The sequence below is a fragment of the Thalassobius sp. Cn5-15 genome (assembly GCF_022347685.1).
Classification (GTDB): domain Bacteria; phylum Pseudomonadota; class Alphaproteobacteria; order Rhodobacterales; family Rhodobacteraceae; genus Thalassobius.
In genome coordinates this window covers 432,934-449,670 of record NZ_JAKRGF010000001.1, presented here as the reverse complement: position 1 = coordinate 449,670, position 16,737 = coordinate 432,934, and the positions used below count along the sequence as shown (strand labels likewise).

General features: G+C 57.8%; 16 protein-coding genes. 8 read left to right on the top strand and 8 right to left on the bottom strand.

The genetic code is table 11. The features are described 5' to 3' along the window. Positions 1 to 28: 28 nt before the first annotated feature. The 4 genes from MHM86_RS02145 (at position 29) to MHM86_RS02130 (ending at position 4,061) form a co-directional block, all read left to right on the top strand. The gene (locus tag MHM86_RS02145) at positions 29 to 577 is read left to right on the top strand and encodes a shikimate kinase (protein ID WP_239195247.1); all 549 of its coding nucleotides are present in this window, start codon (positions 29 to 31) and stop codon (positions 575 to 577) included. After that, positions 574 to 1,704: a 3-dehydroquinate synthase gene (gene aroB, locus MHM86_RS02140; RefSeq protein ID WP_239195245.1), complete on the top strand. Its 1,131-nt coding sequence runs from the start codon at positions 574 to 576 to the stop codon at positions 1,702 to 1,704. The genes MHM86_RS02145 and aroB overlap by 4 nt, the downstream gene beginning before the upstream one ends. A 94-nt stretch (positions 1,705 to 1,798) precedes the next feature. Continuing rightward, positions 1,799 to 3,448, top strand: a complete 1,650-nt coding sequence (locus MHM86_RS02135) for a U32 family peptidase (protein ID WP_239195243.1) — start codon at positions 1,799 to 1,801, stop codon at positions 3,446 to 3,448. A gap of 106 nt (positions 3,449 to 3,554) precedes the next feature. Then, complete coding sequence (locus MHM86_RS02130) at positions 3,555 to 4,061, top strand: GNAT family N-acetyltransferase (RefSeq protein WP_255723037.1); 507 nt, start codon at positions 3,555 to 3,557, stop codon at positions 4,059 to 4,061. Positions 4,062 to 4,200: 139 nt separating this feature from the next. Here MHM86_RS02130 and tyrS read toward each other — a convergent pair whose 3' ends face one another. Beyond that, positions 4,201 to 5,454, bottom strand: coding sequence for a tyrosine--tRNA ligase (gene tyrS, locus MHM86_RS02125; protein WP_239195239.1), 1,254 nt, complete (start codon positions 5,452 to 5,454; stop codon positions 4,201 to 4,203). A 112-nt stretch (positions 5,455 to 5,566) separates the two neighbouring features. On the opposite strand from tyrS, the gene MHM86_RS02120 reads away from it, so the two are divergent. Beyond that, positions 5,567 to 6,682 (top strand): anhydro-N-acetylmuramic acid kinase, encoded by a 1,116-nt coding sequence (locus MHM86_RS02120; protein ID WP_239195237.1) that lies wholly within the window; start codon positions 5,567 to 5,569, stop codon positions 6,680 to 6,682. An 84-nt stretch (positions 6,683 to 6,766) separates the two neighbouring features. Here MHM86_RS02120 and MHM86_RS02115 read toward each other — a convergent pair whose 3' ends face one another. After that, positions 6,767 to 7,015: a hypothetical protein gene (locus MHM86_RS02115; protein ID WP_239195235.1), complete on the bottom strand. Its 249-nt coding sequence runs from the start codon at positions 7,013 to 7,015 to the stop codon at positions 6,767 to 6,769. A gap of 452 nt (positions 7,016 to 7,467) precedes the next feature. Continuing rightward, positions 7,468 to 8,421, bottom strand: coding sequence for a radical SAM protein (locus MHM86_RS02110; protein WP_239195233.1), 954 nt, complete (start codon positions 8,419 to 8,421; stop codon positions 7,468 to 7,470). A 222-nt stretch (positions 8,422 to 8,643) separates the two neighbouring features. Here MHM86_RS02110 and zwf point away from each other — a divergent pair, with 222 nt between their 5' ends. The 3 genes from zwf to pgi are packed head-to-tail and all read left to right on the top strand — an operon-like array spanning position 8,644 to position 12,393. Further along, on the top strand, positions 8,644 to 10,095 hold the full coding sequence (zwf, locus tag MHM86_RS02105; RefSeq protein ID WP_239195231.1) for a glucose-6-phosphate dehydrogenase: 1,452 nt from the start codon (positions 8,644 to 8,646) through the stop codon (positions 10,093 to 10,095). Then, positions 10,092 to 10,769, top strand: a complete 678-nt coding sequence (gene pgl, locus MHM86_RS02100) for a 6-phosphogluconolactonase (RefSeq protein WP_370643991.1) — start codon at positions 10,092 to 10,094, stop codon at positions 10,767 to 10,769. Before zwf ends, pgl begins: the two co-directional genes overlap by 4 nt. Positions 10,770 to 10,794: 25 nt before the next feature. Continuing rightward, complete coding sequence (gene pgi / locus MHM86_RS02095) at positions 10,795 to 12,393, top strand: glucose-6-phosphate isomerase (RefSeq protein ID WP_239195229.1); 1,599 nt, start codon at positions 10,795 to 10,797, stop codon at positions 12,391 to 12,393. A gap of 46 nt (positions 12,394 to 12,439) precedes the next feature. Here the strand turns inward: pgi and MHM86_RS02090 are convergent, their stop codons facing one another. From MHM86_RS02090 to MHM86_RS02070, 5 genes are all read right to left on the bottom strand, one after another. Continuing rightward, positions 12,440 to 12,871, bottom strand: a complete 432-nt coding sequence (locus MHM86_RS02090) for a cupin domain-containing protein (protein ID WP_239195227.1) — start codon at positions 12,869 to 12,871, stop codon at positions 12,440 to 12,442. 265 nt (positions 12,872 to 13,136) lie between these two features. Next, a complete protein-coding gene (locus MHM86_RS02085; RefSeq protein ID WP_239195225.1) occupies positions 13,137 to 13,583 on the bottom strand; it encodes an MEKHLA domain-containing protein in 447 nt (148 codons plus the stop codon). 206 nt (positions 13,584 to 13,789) lie between these two features. Beyond that, the gene (eno, locus tag MHM86_RS02080) at positions 13,790 to 15,064 is read right to left on the bottom strand and encodes a phosphopyruvate hydratase (protein WP_239195223.1); all 1,275 of its coding nucleotides are present in this window, start codon (positions 15,062 to 15,064) and stop codon (positions 13,790 to 13,792) included. Positions 15,065 to 15,262: 198 nt separating this feature from the next. Beyond that, the gene (locus tag MHM86_RS02075) at positions 15,263 to 16,144 is read right to left on the bottom strand and encodes a DMT family transporter (RefSeq protein ID WP_239195221.1); all 882 of its coding nucleotides are present in this window, start codon (positions 16,142 to 16,144) and stop codon (positions 15,263 to 15,265) included. A gap of 91 nt (positions 16,145 to 16,235) precedes the next feature. Then, a complete protein-coding gene (locus MHM86_RS02070; protein WP_239195219.1) occupies positions 16,236 to 16,649 on the bottom strand; it encodes a Fur family transcriptional regulator in 414 nt (137 codons plus the stop codon). Positions 16,650 to 16,737: the final 88 nt, after the last annotated feature.

Genomic DNA, 16,737 nt, shown 5'->3' with positions numbered 1-16,737 from the left:
CAGAGGTTGGCCGAAAGGCGGGGGCGACATGGCGTGGAAACTGAAGAAAACGGTTGTGCTTGTGGGCATGATGGGCGCGGGAAAAACCGCAGTGGGCAAGGCGTTGTCTGCCAAAGTTGGTGTACCTTTCCGTGATTCAGACGCAGAAATTGTCGCCGCTGCCAACATGGAAATCGCCGAAATTTTTGCCCGCGATGGCGAGGCGTTCTTTCGCGAGAAGGAAAGCCAAGTGATTGAGCGCCTGTTGGGCGAGGAACCGTGTGTGCTGTCCACTGGTGGTGGCGCCTTTCTGTCCGAGCGCAACCGCGATGCAATTGCCGCCGAAGGGGTTGCTGTTTGCCTGCAGGCGGACCTGCAATTGCTGTGGAATCGGGTCAAACATAAAGACACCCGTCCGCTGCTGCGCACCGCAGATCCCTTTGCCACTTTGAGTGAAATTTACGCCGCCCGCGCACCTGTATACGCATTGGCCGATCTGAAGGTTCCGGTCGAGCCGAGCTATTCCATTGAAACAACCTGCGACAAGGTGGTTGACGCCTTAGTGACCCGCCAAGATGTACTGGAGTGTATGAAATGACCCTGAACCCCGCTGTGGAAACCGTTCACGTCCCGCTGGGCGATCGCGCCTATGACGTTCTGGTCGGTCCCGGCCTGCTGGCCGAGGCGGGCGCGCTGATCGCCTCCTTGCTGAACCGCCCGCGTGTGGCCGTGGTCAGCGACGAAAACGTCGCCGCGCGGCATCTGGATGCCCTGCGCAGCGGTTTGGCGGCGGAAGGCATTGACATGGTGTCGATGACCTTGCCCGCCGGAGAGTCCACAAAAAGTTGGCCGCATTTTGAACGCACCGTAGAATGGTTGCTGGCCGAGAAGGTCGAGCGTAACGACATCATCATCGCATTCGGTGGTGGGGTGATCGGCGATCTGGTGGGCTTTGCCGCTGCCAGCCTGCGCCGTGGCGTGCGGTTCGTGCAGATCCCGACCAGCCTTTTGGCGCAGGTGGACAGTTCGGTTGGTGGCAAAACCGGCATCAACGCACCACAGGGCAAAAACCTGATCGGTGCCTTTCACCAGCCATCGCTGGTTCTGGCCGATACCGAGGTTCTGGGCACCCTGACCAAGCGCGATTTTCTGGCCGGTTACGGCGAAGTGGTGAAATACGGTCTGTTGGGTGATGCGGCGTTTTTTGACTGGCTGGAGGCTAACGCCGAAGACGCAGCCGCGGGTGACATGGCCAAACGCATCTATGCCGTCAAACGATCGGTCGAGATGAAGGCCGATATCGTCGCCCGGGATGAGACCGAACAAGGCGACCGTGCACTCTTGAACCTCGGCCATACCTTCTGCCACGCGCTGGAGGCGGCGACAGGATATTCTGACCGTCTGCTCCACGGCGAAGGTGTCGCCATCGGCTGTGCGCTGGCCTTTGAGGTCTCCTCCCGTCTGGGTTTGTGCAGCCAAGAGGCGCCAAGCCGTGTGCGCGAACACCTCAGCCGGATGGGAATGAAGGCGGATCTGAAAGACATCCCCGGCGACCTGCCGGACGCAGATACACTGATCGCCTTGATGGGGCAGGACAAAAAGGTGGTTGCTGGCCGTATCAACTTTATCATGGCGCGCGGCATTGGTGAGGCGTTTGTGACCAAAGACGTTGACCTAAACGTTGTACGCGACGTGTTGGACGAGGCGCTGCAGCTGAAAGGCTAACGCGCCCAAAGGCACATATAAACCACATCTTTTTTCCGGTCCCGTTTTGCGGCAATAGGCCCCCTTGGATGCTGATCACCAAGGATGGCTAGGGATGCGACGTTCGGAATTGTTGATGCCTGCGGGCAATCTGCGCAAGTTGAAGATGGCGATTTTGTACGGCGCCGATGCTGTCTATCTGGGTACGCCGGATATGAGCCTGCGCACCAAATCGCAGTTCTCGCTTGAAGAGGTGATTGAGGGGGTGGAGTTCTGCCACGCCCACGGCAAACGCGCCTATCTGACGCTGAACCTGTTCAGCCACAACAAGGACATCCCGAAACTGGATGAATACATCCAGACCATCCGCCGCGTGCAACCGGACGGGCTGATCATCGCGGATCCCGGCGTGTTCACCTATGTGAAAAAACACGCACCGGAAATCCCGCTGCACATCTCGACGCAGGCAAATGTCTGTTCCTGGCTGTCGGTTGATTTCTGGAAGGATCAAGGCGCCGCGCTGGTGGTTCTGGCGCGTGAGGTGTCCTATCCCGAACTGGCCGAAATTCGCGAACACTGCCCCGATGTGAAGCTAGAGGCGTTTGTGCATGGCGCCATGTGCATGACCTATTCCGGCCGCTGCCTGCTCAGCAATTTCATGGCCGAACGCGGCGCGAACCAGGGCAACTGCGCCAACTCCTGCCGCTGGAATTACGGCGTGCGGATGCGGCTGAAGGATGGCACGGTCGAAGACCTGAACATCACCCCCGAAAACGCTGATATGTTTGAATTTCTGCTAGAAGAGGGCTGCCGTCCGGGGGAACTGATGCCGATCGAAGAAGACGGTCGCGGCAGCTACATCATGAACTCCCGCGATCTGTGTATCATGCCGAAGCTGGACGACTATCTGAAAATCGGCGTTGACTGCCTGAAGGTCGAAGGGCGCGGCAAATCCGAATACTACTGCGCTATCGTCGCCCGCGCCTATCGCATGGCGATTGACGCCTATTACGACGATCCCGAAAATTGGGATCCGAAACCTTACATGGAGGAGCTGGAAACTGTCGGCAACCGGGGCTACACGCTGGCTTTCCACGACGGGCGGTTGACCAACTACGCCCACGGCTATGAACACACCGCCGCCATCGCGCAGTGGGAATATGCCGGTGTGGTTGTGGGTGTCGAAGACGACGCGTTTCTGATCGAGGTGAAGAACAAGCTGGAGCCGGGCGACGTGCTGGAGTTTGTCTCTCCCATCGCGCGGGAAACGGTTCTGTTGCGGATGTATGCGTTTGAAGAGGCTAAAACCGGCGCGGTGAAGGATGTGATCCACGGATCCACCAAAACCGTCATGCGGGTGCCCTTTGCGCTGTTTGATCATGAGGACACCGATTGGCTGCGCGCCCAGTTCCCCGAATACACCGTGATGCGCAAGGAACGCGCGCTGACGGATGAACAATGGGCGCGGATCAAGCTGGATAAGGTGGTGCAGGGGATCGAAGCGTCCGGCACCGACCGCCCCAAAGCTTATGAGCGGTCGCGCGACAAACTGGTTGATGCCATCGGTGAGGGTGGCGAAGAACGCCGCCACAAAACCAACCGCGTCGGCGTCGAAGGCTGCTGCGGCCGCGGCTGCAACGGCTGCCTGATGTTCTGGCAAGATCCGCAGTATGAAAAGGCGCGGGGGGAGTTGTTGAAGCGAAAGCAAGGCGCACAGTTGAGCCGCGCTGAGGCAAAGGCGCTGAAGCTGCCGGCGGCGGAGTAGGGAGGGTATTCGGTGGTTACTAGCGGCCGCTTCCAGCACTCATTGACAGATGCTGCGTAGTAAATGAACGTCTGCTTATCGTGTCACTCATCTACTCTTCTTGAATATGCTCAACTATCTTGAAACAAGCCGTCTAAACCTTTGTCGTCCGAGACTGTCGGAAGTGCCCGAACTTTTTCAGTTTCTAGGCGATCAGGCGGCAATGCGGCACACACATTGCGATGCAAATATCCGTGAATGCCGAAAACGTATTGCAGTGCATGAACGGCGACGCAGGCGCGACGGCTTCGCGCCTTGGACAGTGCGTCTCAAGGCAACAGGTAAGATAATTGGCTGGGGCGGACTGTATGATGATCCTTTCGACCCCGGCTGGGGTATCGAACTTGGATACTACTTTGATCCGACAAGCTGGGGAAACGGGTATGCGACGGAGCTATGTCAAGCGGCTCTCGACTATTCTGATCGGCATGTCAAAGCCGAGAGTGTCACGGCGTTTGCCCAGCCCGATAACGCTGCTTCAAAAGCATTACTGATTAAACATGGCTTCAAGCATCAACGCTTTGTCAAAGATATGAATCGAAACCTATATAATCGCGTACGTAGAGTTTCCTAACGTATGCATCAGGCAGCGGACATTGGCGCAGCCGCAGCGAAATCGAGCTTCGCCCGCCATACCATTGTCGCAGCACCCAACAAAAAACGCCCGCACCAGCCAAGGTGCGGGCGTTCTCAATTCTCAGCCTCTCCGGCGCTTAGTCGGCCAGTTTCACCAGCGCGTGGCGTTTTTTGCCTGCGGACAGCTTGATCGGCTGCGCCAGCTTCGCGGCGTCCACCATCAGGCCGGCGTCGGTCAGGTTTTCATCATCCAGCTTGGCGCCGTTTTCCTTGATAAGGCGTTTGGCGTCTTTGCCGGATTTGGCCAGCCCGGTTTTCACGATCAGCTGCACGATGGACATGCCGTCGCCCAGTTCATCGGCGCTCAGTTCCAGCGTTGGCAGGTCGTCGCCCACGCCGCCCTTTTCAAACACTTCGCGCGCTGTGGCCTCCGCTGCAGCAGCGGCTTCGGCCCCGTGGCACAGGGTGGTGACGGCGTTGGCCAGGATCACCTTGGCGTCGTTAATCTCCTGACCTTCCAGCGCGCCGAGGCGGTCGCATTCGTCCACCGGCAGTTCGGTGTAGAGTTTCAGGAAGCGGCCAACGTCCGCATCGGTGGTGTTGCGCCAGAACTGCCAGAATTCGTAGGGCGAGAGCATATCACCGTTCAGCCAGATCGCGCCGCCCTGGGATTTGCCCATTTTGCGCCCGTCCGAGGTGGTCAGCAGCGGCGAGGTGAGGCCGTAAATCTCATTCTCCAACACGCGACGGGTCAGATCGATGCCGTTCACGATGTTGCCCCATTGGTCCGACCCACCCATCTGCAACATGCAGCCGTAGCGGCGGTTCAGTTCAAGGAAGTCATAGGCCTGCAGGATCATGTAGTTGAATTCAAGGAAGCTCAGCGATTGTTCACGGTCCAGACGCGATTTCACCGATTCAAACGACAGCATCCGGTTGACCGAGAAGTGGCGGCCAATGTCGCGCAGGAACTCAAGGTAGTTGAGGTTGTCCAGCCATTCGGCGTTGTTCAGCATCACCGCGTCGGTGTCGCCATCGCCGTAGCTGAGGTATTTGGCAAACACCTGCTTCATGCCGTCGATGTTGGCGTCAATCGCATCCGCCGTCAGCAGCGGACGTTCATCGGCGCGGAAGGACGGATCGCCCACCTTGGTGGTGCCGCCACCCATCAGGGTGATCGGTTTGTGGCCGGTCTTTTGCAGCCAGCGCAGCATCATGATGTTCAGCAAGTGACCGACGTGCAGTGATTTCGCTGTAGCGTCATAGCCGATATAGGTGGGCACCACCCCAGCGCAGAGCGCGTCATCCAGTGCTTGATAATCGGTGCAGTCCGCGATGAAGCCGCGCTCCATCATGACGCGCATGAATTCCGATTTGGGGTGGTAGGTCATTGCTTTTGTCCCTTACAGCTTTGCCAGCCAGTGTATAAGCTGCAACCAACTGGGGGGAAAGATGTGTTTTGCCCCCGCAGGTGGTGTTTGTGGGGCAAGATTTGGGGCAGGCATGAAGAAAGCGACGGATCAGGGCGCGATTTGGGCGCTGGGGGCGATGTCAGGCACATCCTTGGACGGTGTGGATGCGGCGATGCTGCTCAGCGACGGTCATGTGATTGAAGCGTTTGGTGATACGGCCTACCGACCTTATTCGGCGGAAGAACAGGCGGTTTTGCGTGCAGGCCTTGGCCACTGGCCGGGTGAGGATGGCGTTGCGGCTGTCGCAAAATTGGTCGAGCGTGCCCATGCAGAGGTGCTGGGCGGTTTTGAGGGGGCCGAGCTGATCGGGTTTCACGGCCAGACGCTGGCCCATGATCCGGGCGGACGAGGAACCCATCAGGCGGGCGATGGCGCGGCTTTGGCGGATCGGTTAGGCGTACCGGTCGCGTGGGATTTCCGCAGCGCGGATGTGCAGCTTGGCGGTCAGGGCGCACCGCTGGCGCCGTTTTTCCATTTTGCCTGCGCCAAATGGATCGGCGCGACGGAGCCTTTGTGCTTTCTCAATATGGGCGGTGTGGGCAATATCACATGGATCGATCCGCGCAAATCGGGCCCAGAGGAGGCGGGGGCGCTCTTGGCGTTTGACACTGGCCCGGCAAATGCGCCGCTCAACGATTTAATGCAGGAGCGGCGCGGACTGTCCTATGACCATAACGGTGCCCTTGCGGCGCAAGGCGAAGTGGTGGATGGCGCGTTAGAGCTGTTTTTGGATGACGTCTATTTCCCCAAAATCCCGCCCAAATCGCTGGACCGCGATGCTTTCGCTGACATGTTGGATCTGGTACGCGAATTGGATGATGCGGATGCGGCGGCTACGATGACTGGCATGTCTGCGACCGCCGTGATGCTGGGGCTGGATCACTGCCCCAGTCCGCCATCGCAGGTGTTGGTGACAGGTGGCGGGCGGCATAATCCGGTGATGATGCAGATGCTGCAGGCGGGTATTGATTGCCCTGTGCGACCGGTGGAGGATGTGGGCCTGGACGGCGATATGCTGGAAGCGCAAGCCTTTGCCTACCTTGCGATCCGCGTGGCGCGGGGCTTGTCTACATCAGGGCCAGAGACGACAGGTGTTTCAGCGCTGGTCGGCGGTGGCACGGTCAGCGTAGCGACCGGGCGAAGCTGAAAGTGACACGCATTGAAAAGCCGGCCCAAAGGGGCCGGCCTGCATATTCAAAGGGTCAAATCCTATCGGTTTAGCGCGACGAAGTTATTGGCCTTTGTTCAGTTCGTGACGCACAGCGTTCTGGATCGCGGCATAGCTTGCTTCGTCATCATCCAGATCATCAATCGCCTGTGCCGCGCTTTTCACAGCGTCGGGGGAAACGAGGGACAGGTTGATTTCAGGGGCGTACTGGCGGATCTGCGAGGCCTCAAAGCCGCTCACGTCAGTCGCTGCAAATGCAGCACCAGACAAAGTAATCAGGGCTGCTGCGGAGGCGGTTACAATGCGTTTCATCTCTAATTTCTCCTAAGTCTTTGGTGTGCGATCAGGGGCGGTGATCTGTTCTGTCGGTCCTGCCAGCTTGCCGTGCTGACACTATTCAAACTGGGGCTAAATTCAGAAAAATAAACTCACAGATCCGTCACAACGGCTCACGCCGAATTGCGTTGGAAAACAGTCTTTGCAGCTTCATGCTAAATAAGTCTGCACATGATTGCCGCGGTGTAATTTTATCGGTGATTTTCGCTGATCTGTGCGATGACATATCCTGCGCGATCCCGTGAGGCGGACGCGAAAATTGGCGCCAATTTTCGCCGACACATCATTGTGATCGATGTGGTTTTCGCAAGGTTTGCAAGTTGGGGAGGGTTCTATATCTGGCGACTGCGCGGCAAGCGGGTGTGCAGGGCGGATGGTTTTGCCTGAAAGACAACAAGGTAGGTGGGCATATTGCCCACCTATCAGGATCAAGCGGAACAGCTGGCGCCACCAAGGACGCAGAACTTCGCACAGTGGGGGTGGTTGAGGGCAACGTCTGCCTCTGCCTCTTCCAGCGTGTGGCCCATTTCAAACTGTTCGTCATAGGGCAGCAGGGTACAGCTAAGAACCGCGGGCTTGTCCGCGCCCTTGCGCTTCACCACCATGCGCGATGAGGCACACATTACACTGTCAGGTGTTTTGTTCAGAATACCCCAGCAGCTTTCTGTGATTTCAGGCACCTCTGCCGCCATGTCCATTTCTGGAAACAGCACGCACTGACCTGGGTTCTGGGCGTCGATGTTATAACCGTGGGCCTCAAAGATTGCGGCGTAGCCTGCGCGCGCGGCGGCGTCGCTTTCGTGCCACAGGGCACGGCCTGCGACTGCCATCTGGATGTCGTTGTCGCGCAGGAAATCCATCCCGATGAGCGAGCGATTAAAGGCGCCTTTGCCACGTTCGGCATCATGCGCCTCCATATCCCAGTGATCGAGAGAGATGCGCAGGGTGATCTTGCCGGGATAGGCCTCATTCAAGGCAACCAGGCCTTCGCTGACACGCTTGCGCTGCATCGGCTGCATAGCGTTGGTGAGGATCAGCACCTCATAGCCGCGTTTCAGCGATGCCTCTGTCATGGCCAGCATATCGGGGTTCATGAACGGCTCCCCGCCGGTAAAGGCAATTTCGCGCACGTTCCATTTCCGCACTTCCAACTGGTTGAGATAATCTTCAACCTCCGCAACGGTTAGATAGACCAGCGCGTCGTTTTTGGGCGACGACAGGATATAGCAGTTTTCGCAGGTAATGTTGCACAGGGTGCCGGTGTTGAACCACAGGGTTTCCGCGTTTGACAGTGGTACCGTTGCGCGCACCTGCCCATCGGCAGTGGTACGCGGGTCGATGAACTTGCCAACATTGGCGGTAAGCTGTTGGGAATCCTTCATCTCGTCCTCATCCGTTCGATTAATAGCACCTTAGCTGCCGCGTTGCAGTGAGGGAAGGGCGTCATAATTTCCTGACAGTTTTGTGATAGCTGGTCTGTGCTGTGATTTGGGTGCTAGACTAGGTGGCGACGATCCGCTACTAGGGTCTTGATAGCGCTAACATATGCTTCGGTTAATAGGGGGCACCCCCTGATTTCCGCAATTGAGATAAGGGACACGAATATGGTTTCGCGTGTAATTCCGGTAGATCCGTTTGATCTGGTGATCTTCGGCGGCACTGGCGATCTGGCACGACGTAAAATCCTGCCAGCGCTGTTTCGCCGTTTCCTTGCGGGCCAGATCCCTGAGGGGTCTAAAATCATCGGCGCGGCGCGTTCAGAGCTGGATGATGATGCATACCGCCAGCTGGTGGCCGAAGCGCTGGCGGAATTTCACGACGGTGAGATGGATCAGAAATGTCTGACGGATTTCCTGAGAGGATTAAGTTACGAACAGGTCGATGCCGTCGGAGAGGCGGGGTGGGACGCTCTTGCAGGTCACATGCGCCCAGATATGGTGCGGGCTTTCTACTTTTCCGTTGGGCCCAGCCTGTTTGGGGCGCTGGCGGAACGGTTGCAGCTGCACGGCATGGTCGATCCCGATACCCGTATCGTGGTGGAAAAGCCTTTCGGTCGTGATCTGGAAACTGCGCGCGCGCTGAACCAATCACTGGCCGTGCATTTCGATGAAAGTCAGATCTACCGGATCGACCACTATCTTGGCAAAGAAACGGTGCAGAACCTGATGGCGATCCGGTTCGGCAATATGCTGTTTGAACCGCTGTGGAACAGCCAGTACATCGACCACATCCAGATCACCGTAGCGGAAACTGTCGGGGTGCAGGGGCGAGGCGATTACTATGACCGTTCTGGTGCCACGCGCGACATGGTACAAAACCACCTGATGCAGCTTTTGTGTCTGATAGCGATGGAGCCGCCAGCGAAATTTGATCCCGACGCCGTGCGCGATGAAAAGTTAAAGGTGATCCGCGCTTTGGATCCGGTTGAGCCGCAGGATATCGTGCGCGGTCAATATCTGCTTGCAGGTGATCGTGCCGGGTATTTGGAGGATGTTGAAAATAGCGCTTCTACCACCGAAAGCTTTGTCGCGATGAAGCTACATGTGTCAAATTGGCGTTGGGCGGCGACGCCGTTTTATTTGCGAACTGGCAAACGGCTGAAGGCGCGGGCAAGTGAAATTGCCGTCGTGTTCAAGGAAACGCCGCACTCTATCTTTGACGAGGACGCAGGCCGGCATCGCAACACCCTGTCGATCCGCCTGCAACCGAACGAAGGCATTGATCTGGATGTCACGATCAAAGAGCCGGGACCGGGCGGTATGCGCCTGATTGACGTGCCCCTGGACATGACGTTTTCCGAGGCGCTGGGACCGGATTCAGAGGCCGCTGCCGATGCCTATGAGCGGCTGATCATGGATGTGATCCGTGGCAACCAGACGCTGTTTATGCGCGGCGACGAGGTCGAAGCAGCCTGGGCCTGGACCGATCCGATCATACAAGGCTGGACTGAACGGGGCGATCAGCCGCTGGCCTATGATACTGGCAGTTCTGGTCCCGATGATGCGCTGGCACTGATGCACCGTGATGGACGTCGCTGGAGGGAGATCCGCGAATGACAATGAGCTTTGTGGAATATGCAGACCGCGACATGCTGGCGATTGATCTGGCAGATAAAATCGCCAACGAACTGGTTGAGGCGCTGCATCATGCCCCCCGTGCCACACTTGTGGTGCCGGGGGGCACAACGCCAGGCCCGATCTTCGATGATCTTTGTGCTGTGGATCTGGGGTGGGACCGTGTTGACGTCATGCTGAGTGATGAACGCTGGGTTCCCACAGATCATCCACGGTCTAATGCCGCATTGCTGCGGAAACGGTTGTTGGTAGGCCCTGCTGAGGCGGCAAACTTTATTCCGTTTTATGATGGCTCTCCTTCGGCTGAGGCAATGATCGCTGCACAGGAGCCGGATATTCGCGCCAAACTGCCTATTTCCGTGGCTCTATTGGGGATGGGTGACGACATGCACACTGCATCGTTATTCCCGCGCGGCGATAATTTACGTCTGGCACTGGATTTACATGCGCCAACTCTGATACCGATGCGTGTAGATGGTGTGCCGGAACAGCGCATTAGCCTGTCTGCTCCGGTGCTGCGTGACGCATTGCGTTTGCATATTGTCATCACCGGTGACGACAAAAAGGCCGCATTAGAACGGGCCCAGACCCTGCCAGCTGAGGAAGCTCCAGTGCGCGCCATATTAGACAAGGCGGTTGTCCATTGGGCGCCGTAAGATATTGAACTAAGGACGCAATCAGATGGATTTGCAGCGGCTTGCCGCACATGTAGCGCAAAGCGAAACGCGTCAAATTAAGGATCTCTTTCTGGATCCGGGCCGGGCGCAGGATTTTTCCGTTCACGCGGATGGTCTGCTGTTTGACTATTCCAAGACCAACATTGACGCGAACATCCGCGCTTTCCTGCTGGAGACCGCGCGCGATGCGAATGTTGCGGGGCGCCGCGATGCGATGTTTGAAGGCGAACGTATCAACGAAACCGAAGGCCGCGCGGCGCTACACACCGCTCTACGCGCGGCTTACGGCACGGTTGTTAAGCTAGACGGCGAAAACATCGTCCCAGCGGTACGTGCCACCCGCGACCGAATGGCCGAATTTGTCCGCGCAGTGCGTTGCGGCGATTTTCAGGGGCAGGGCGGACGCATCACCGATGTGGTCAACATCGGCATCGGCGGATCCGACCTTGGCCCACTTATGGCGGTGCGGGCGCTGACGCCTTATGGCGATGGGCCGTGCTGCCATTTTGTCTCGAACGTTGATGGGGCGCATCTGGCGGATACGCTGGCGCCGCTTAATCCGGAAACCACGCTGGTGATTGTGGCATCGAAAACCTTCACCACGTCCGAAACGATGACCAATGCCCGTTCCGCGCGCAATTGGATGGCGACAGTGGTGAAGAGGCCAACCGATCAGTTTGTCGCACTGTCCAGCGATGAAGAAGCAACCACTGAGTTTGGCATTCCCGCTGAGCGCGCCTTCGGGTTTGAGGATTGGGTGGGAGGGCGCTATTCGGTCTGGGGACCGATTGGCCTGTCGCTGGCATTGTCCATAGGTGCGGAGAATTTTGCAGACTTTCTGGCCGGAGCGCGGTCGATGGATGATCATTTCCGCAAAGCGCCGCTGGACCGTAACCTACCCGTGATGCTGGCGCTTGTCGGCATATGGCACCATCAGGGCATGGGCTATGCCACCCGCGCGGTGATCCCCTATGAGCAACGGCTAGAAAGGTTGCCAGCCTACCTCCAGCAGCTTGAGATGGAGAGCAACGGTAAAAGTGTCTCCATGCAGGGGGATGCGCTGGAAACGACCAGCGGTCCCGTCGTTTGGGGCGAACCGGGGACCAACGGTCAACATGCGTTTTTCCAACTGATCCATCAGGGAACTGCAGTGGTGCCTTGCGAATTTATGGTGGCGAAACGGGGGCATGAGGTTGGCTATGCCCATCATCACCGCCTGCTGGTCGCCAACTGTCTGGCACAGGCAGAGGCGTTGATGAACGGGCGTACCTTTGCCAGTGCAAGGGCAGGCCTGAACAGGTCCGATGTGCCCGAAGAGGCGCGCGATCGTCTGGCCCGTCATCGCGTGTTTGAGGGCAACCGGCCGTCGACCATGCTGGTATATGAGCAACTCACTCCCTTTGTGCTGGGACAAATTTTGGCGCTTTACGAACATCGAGTGTTCGTCGAAGGCGTGGTATTGGGTATCAACTCTTTTGACCAATGGGGCGTTGAGTTGGGCAAGGAGCTGGCTAGCGATCTGGAACCAATCCTGAACGGCGAAGCCGAGGCGGAGGGCAAGGATGCCTCCACCCGAATGTTGCTGGATTATCTGCGCAGCTAGTCTGCGCAGCTAGTCTGCGCAGATCACTGTCACAGATCCGCAGAGGTTAGCCGCGTGGAATGTCAAACCCCGGCGCGGCCAGCACAAACTTATCAAACAGGAACCCCGGCGACACGGTACAGCCGACCAACGTATAGGCACCCGTGCTGCGCGCCGCTTGCCAATGATTCACAGGAACGATGATCTGAGGTGCCTGACCCGCGGTAAAATCCGTGCCCAGCAGGTGATCCTGTGCCGGTCCAGCCTCAGTTGCGGCCATCGACAGGACCAGCGGCGCGCCGGCGTAGAAATGCCAGATCTCCGCTGCATCGACCACGCGGTGCCAATGGCTATATTCGCCTTCACGCAACAGGAAATAGATCGAGGTTCCGGCCGCTCTTGTGCCGCCTGCGGTATCGGCTGCCCATGTCTGGCGATAATGCCCACCCTCGGGGTGCGGTTCCAGTTGCAAATGGTCGATAAGTTCTTGCGCGTTCATAGATAACCTGCAGCGTTCAACGGACTAAAACGCAGGAGTACGACATGGCGCAGAAGATCGCAATTGTTGGTGCTGGCACTGATCAGTGCCAGTACTGCGCGGCAATCCCAAGGGCCTTATTCATACTCGCCCCTCGCCCCGCGCCGCCGTCGTGGTCGAGAGTTTGACCGAAGACCTGCACGACGACACGCGCGCATGAATGTTGTAATGCTCTCGCCAGAGCGGCTTTAACAACCGCACACTGGCACAGTGCATTGATTGGCCGCTACAGCATGCGCCAGTCGGTGAAGGTCGCCGCCTCACCGCGTATCGTACCATTTTCGCTGATCAGCGGCCAAATAATTGCATTTTGAATTTCAAACCGCTGGCCTGTGGCGCTGATCCGTACGCCGCTGTAATTTTCGATGAACCCTTTGGCGCGCATTTCGGCAAACATCGCATCGCGCTGCGCCCGGTGCGCAGGTTCCGCTGTGAGGCGCGAGGGGAGTTTTGTTAGCTGATCCCAGCCCATCCCCCAAAGCCGCTGCGCGGTGAGGTTGCCATAGGTCAGCACCGGATCAGCGGCGCCGTCATGGCTGAGGACCACGGCGTCGTCGTGATAGAGCGCCTCGGGGTTTGGGGCCAGTGGACGACCTAGGTGGCGTTGAAAGCTGGTGATCAGCAAGTTCGCATGAGTGGATTGGAAGGCGTTTTCGGGGCTGGGGGCTCGCATAGTGTCTTCATTTATAGGTTTCAGAAATGATCAGAGAATGCTGAAGTTTCATGAGCTAGCGCCGCCCTGTGGGACGGAATGGCGCGGCCCAACAGTTCCTGTTGGGCCGGGCTTCAATTAAATGTGCTGTCTCTGATCATATCTTTTCATAAAGAAAGGGCGAGTTTTCAGCCCGCCCTTTCCAATTCGCTCGCAGCAGCAACCGCTTACTTCAGGATCGAACGACCTGCGTATTCGGCGGTTTCACCCAGCAGCTCTTCAATACGGATCAGCTGGTTGTATTTCGCCAGACGGTCGGAACGCGACAACGAGCCGGTTTTGATCTGACCACAGTTGGTCGCCACGGCGAGGTCAGCGATGGTCGCGTCCTCGGTCTCACCGGAACGGTGCGACATGACGTTGGTGTAGCGCGCGCGGTGGGCCATATCGACGGCCTTCAGCGTTTCAGTCAGCGACCCGATCTGGTTCACTTTTACCAACATGGAGTTGGCAACGCCCTGCGCGATGCCATCGGACAGACGGGCGGGGTTCGTTACGAACAGGTCGTCACCCACCAGCTGCACCTTATCGCCGATTTTGTCAGTCAGCAGTTTCCAGCCAGCCCAGTCGTCTTCGGCCATGCCATCCTCGATCGAGATGATCGGGTAATCGTTGCACAGATCTGCCAGATATTGCGCGTTCTCTTCCGAAGTCAGCGAGGCGCCTTCGCCCTTCATCTCGTACTTGCCATCGACGTAGTATTCGGTCGAAGCACAATCGAGCGCCAGGAAAATGTCTTCGCCCAGTTTGTAACCGGCTTTCTCTACCGCGATGCCAACGAAATCCAGCGCTTTGCGGGTGCTTTCCAGCGCGGGCGCAAAACCACCTTCGTCACCGATACCGGTGTTGTAGCCTGCGGCGGACAGCTCTTTTTTCAGGCAGTGGAACACTTCGGCGCCCATGCGGATCGCCTCTTTCACGTTGGCTGCCGAAACCGGCATGATCATGAATTCCTGAATGTCGATTGGGTTATCGGCGTGCTCACCACCGTTGATGATGTTCATCATCGGAACCGGCAGAACACGGGCAGAGGTGCCGCCGATGTAGCGGTAAAGCGGCTGTGCGGTGAAATCCGCCGCTGCCTTGGCGCAGGCCAGCGATACGCCGAGGATGGCGTTCGCGCCCAGACGGGCCTTGTTCGGCGTGCCATCCAGATCGATCATCGCCTGGTCGATGGCCACCTGTTCGGTGACATCCATGCCGACCAGCTCTTCGGCGATTTCACCGTTTACGGCGGCAACGGCTTCCAGCACACCTTTGCCGAGGTAACGTGCCTTGTCACCGTCACGCTTTTCTACCGCTTCATGCGCACCAGTCGACGCGCCCGAGGGCACAGCTGCGCGGCCCATGGTGCCGTCTTCTAGGATCACGTCCACTTCGACAGTGGGGTTGCCCCGGCTGTCAAGGATTTCGCGGGCGTGAATGTCGATGATGATGCTCATGGGGCAGGTTCCTCTGTCTCGGTAGACGGTTTTGGCTGTATTACAGAGGCTTTTAGAGGGATGATCCCTAAGGGAAAAGGGCTAAGCGCGATGTTTGCGCCAGACAGGAGTGAAAAAGAGTGCCGGATCGGAAACCTGCGGGTCAAACGCTGTTGCGGGCGCGGGATTCATGTGGGTTTGATCAAAAATTAGCGGCGTTTACGCCGTAGGCGCCGCACGGCGCAACAAACGTCGTTCGCGGATATAGGTGTAAAAACCGGACCCGATGATCAGTGCGGCACCAACATAGGTCATCATTTCTGGCCTCTCTCCCAAAATCAAAATGCCCAGTGTCATCGAAAATACCATCCGGCTGTAGCGAAACGGCGCGAGCGCTGAAGCATCGCCAATCCGTGTGGCCATCACGATGGCATAATATCCCGCCATGCCGACCGATACTGTTAACGCCATGATGCCCCAGTTATGGCTGCTGACCATCACCGGGAGGTCGCCCAGGCCCAGCATCAAGAGTGGGCCGGAAATCACCAGCGACCCGAAGCCCTGAAACGACACCACAGTGGATGGCGTATCCTTCGGCAACCGCCGAGAAATCACGTCGCGCACCGAAATCATCACCACCGCCCCCAACACCAACAGCGTGGCCGGATCAAAGGCCGTGGTGCCCGGTCGGATGATCAACAACACGCCAAGGAAACCAACCGCAATCGCCGACCAGCGCCGCCAGCCCACGGTTTCGCCCAGAAACAATGCGGCGCCCAGTGTGATCACCAGCGGGCTGGCCTGAAACACGGTGGAAAAGGTGGTCAGCGGCACCAGCGCCAACGCGCCAACGATAAAGATAGACCCCAATCCTTCGGCAGCGGTGCGCCAATATAGAACCGCGGTACCGGCGCCGCGGGGGAACAGCTGTTCGCCTTTGCGCCGCGCCATCAGGCCGAACATAAACGCACCGCCAGCGCCCAATAGTGCGATCACCTGACCGACAGGCATCACCGCGGTGAGCTGTTTCAAAAACAGGTCTTCGATGGCAAAAAACAGCATCGAAACCACCATAAGGATGATGCTTTGCAGGTTGTTCATGGACTGGCCTTTGTTCGCGGGATCTAGACTGTGTTAGTGTGCCCGCTTCTGCAGGGCAAGCACCGGAAGTCACGGTAAACCCGCCCGCCGCTCATGCCTTCTTAATCGGCACGCCGTAAAGTTCCAGCTTATGTCCCTTCAGGTGGTAACCCAGCTTTTCAGCGATCTTTTCCTGCAGCGCCTCGATCTCGGGGTCGCAGAATTCGATAACCTCGCCGCTTTGCAAGTCAATCAGGTGGTCGTGATGTTCGCGCTCGGCACTTTCATAGCGGGCGCGACCGTCGCCGAATTCGTGTTTGTCCAGAATGCCTGCTTCTTCGAACAGTTTTACCGTCCGATAGACCGTTGCGATAGAAATGCGCGGATCATGGGCGGAGGCGCGGGCATATAGCTCTTCGACGTCAGGATGATCGGCAGAGGTTTCCAGCACGGCCGCAATCGTACGGCGTTGATCGGTCATCCGCAGGCCCATGGCTTCGCAGCGTGAGATGATCGTTTCGCTCATGTCTGTCCTCTGGTCGCCTGCTTTGTGCTTGGCGTGTCAATGGTTCCTATTTAACCGCTAGACGTGTGGTTGGCCACAGCTGGATTCG

Excerpts from the sequence above, each read along its gene's own strand:
- MHM86_RS02145 (WP_239195247.1), top strand. The coding sequence starts at position 29 with ATGGCGTGGAAACTGAAGAAAACGGTTGTGCTTGTGGGCATGATGGGC.
- aroB (WP_239195245.1), top strand. The coding sequence starts at position 574 with ATGACCCTGAACCCCGCTGTGGAAACCGTTCACGTCCCGCTGGGCGAT.
- MHM86_RS02135 (WP_239195243.1), top strand. The coding sequence starts at position 1,799 with ATGCGACGTTCGGAATTGTTGATGCCTGCGGGCAATCTGCGCAAGTTG.
- MHM86_RS02130 (WP_255723037.1), top strand. The coding sequence starts at position 3,555 with ATGCTCAACTATCTTGAAACAAGCCGTCTAAACCTTTGTCGTCCGAGA.
- tyrS (WP_239195239.1), bottom strand. The coding sequence starts at position 5,454 with ATGACCTACCACCCCAAATCGGAATTCATGCGCGTCATGATGGAGCGC.
- MHM86_RS02120 (WP_239195237.1), top strand. The coding sequence starts at position 5,567 with ATGAAGAAAGCGACGGATCAGGGCGCGATTTGGGCGCTGGGGGCGATG.
- MHM86_RS02115 (WP_239195235.1), bottom strand. The coding sequence starts at position 7,015 with ATGAAACGCATTGTAACCGCCTCCGCAGCAGCCCTGATTACTTTGTCT.
- MHM86_RS02110 (WP_239195233.1), bottom strand. The coding sequence starts at position 8,421 with ATGAAGGATTCCCAACAGCTTACCGCCAATGTTGGCAAGTTCATCGAC.
- zwf (WP_239195231.1), top strand. The coding sequence starts at position 8,644 with ATGGTTTCGCGTGTAATTCCGGTAGATCCGTTTGATCTGGTGATCTTC.
- pgl (WP_370643991.1), top strand. The coding sequence starts at position 10,092 with ATGACAATGAGCTTTGTGGAATATGCAGACCGCGACATGCTGGCGATT.
- pgi (WP_239195229.1), top strand. The coding sequence starts at position 10,795 with ATGGATTTGCAGCGGCTTGCCGCACATGTAGCGCAAAGCGAAACGCGT.
- MHM86_RS02090 (WP_239195227.1), bottom strand. The coding sequence starts at position 12,871 with ATGAACGCGCAAGAACTTATCGACCATTTGCAACTGGAACCGCACCCC.
- MHM86_RS02085 (WP_239195225.1), bottom strand. The coding sequence starts at position 13,583 with ATGCGAGCCCCCAGCCCCGAAAACGCCTTCCAATCCACTCATGCGAAC.
- eno (WP_239195223.1), bottom strand. The coding sequence starts at position 15,064 with ATGAGCATCATCATCGACATTCACGCCCGCGAAATCCTTGACAGCCGG.
- MHM86_RS02075 (WP_239195221.1), bottom strand. The coding sequence starts at position 16,144 with ATGAACAACCTGCAAAGCATCATCCTTATGGTGGTTTCGATGCTGTTT.
- MHM86_RS02070 (WP_239195219.1), bottom strand. The coding sequence starts at position 16,649 with ATGAGCGAAACGATCATCTCACGCTGCGAAGCCATGGGCCTGCGGATG.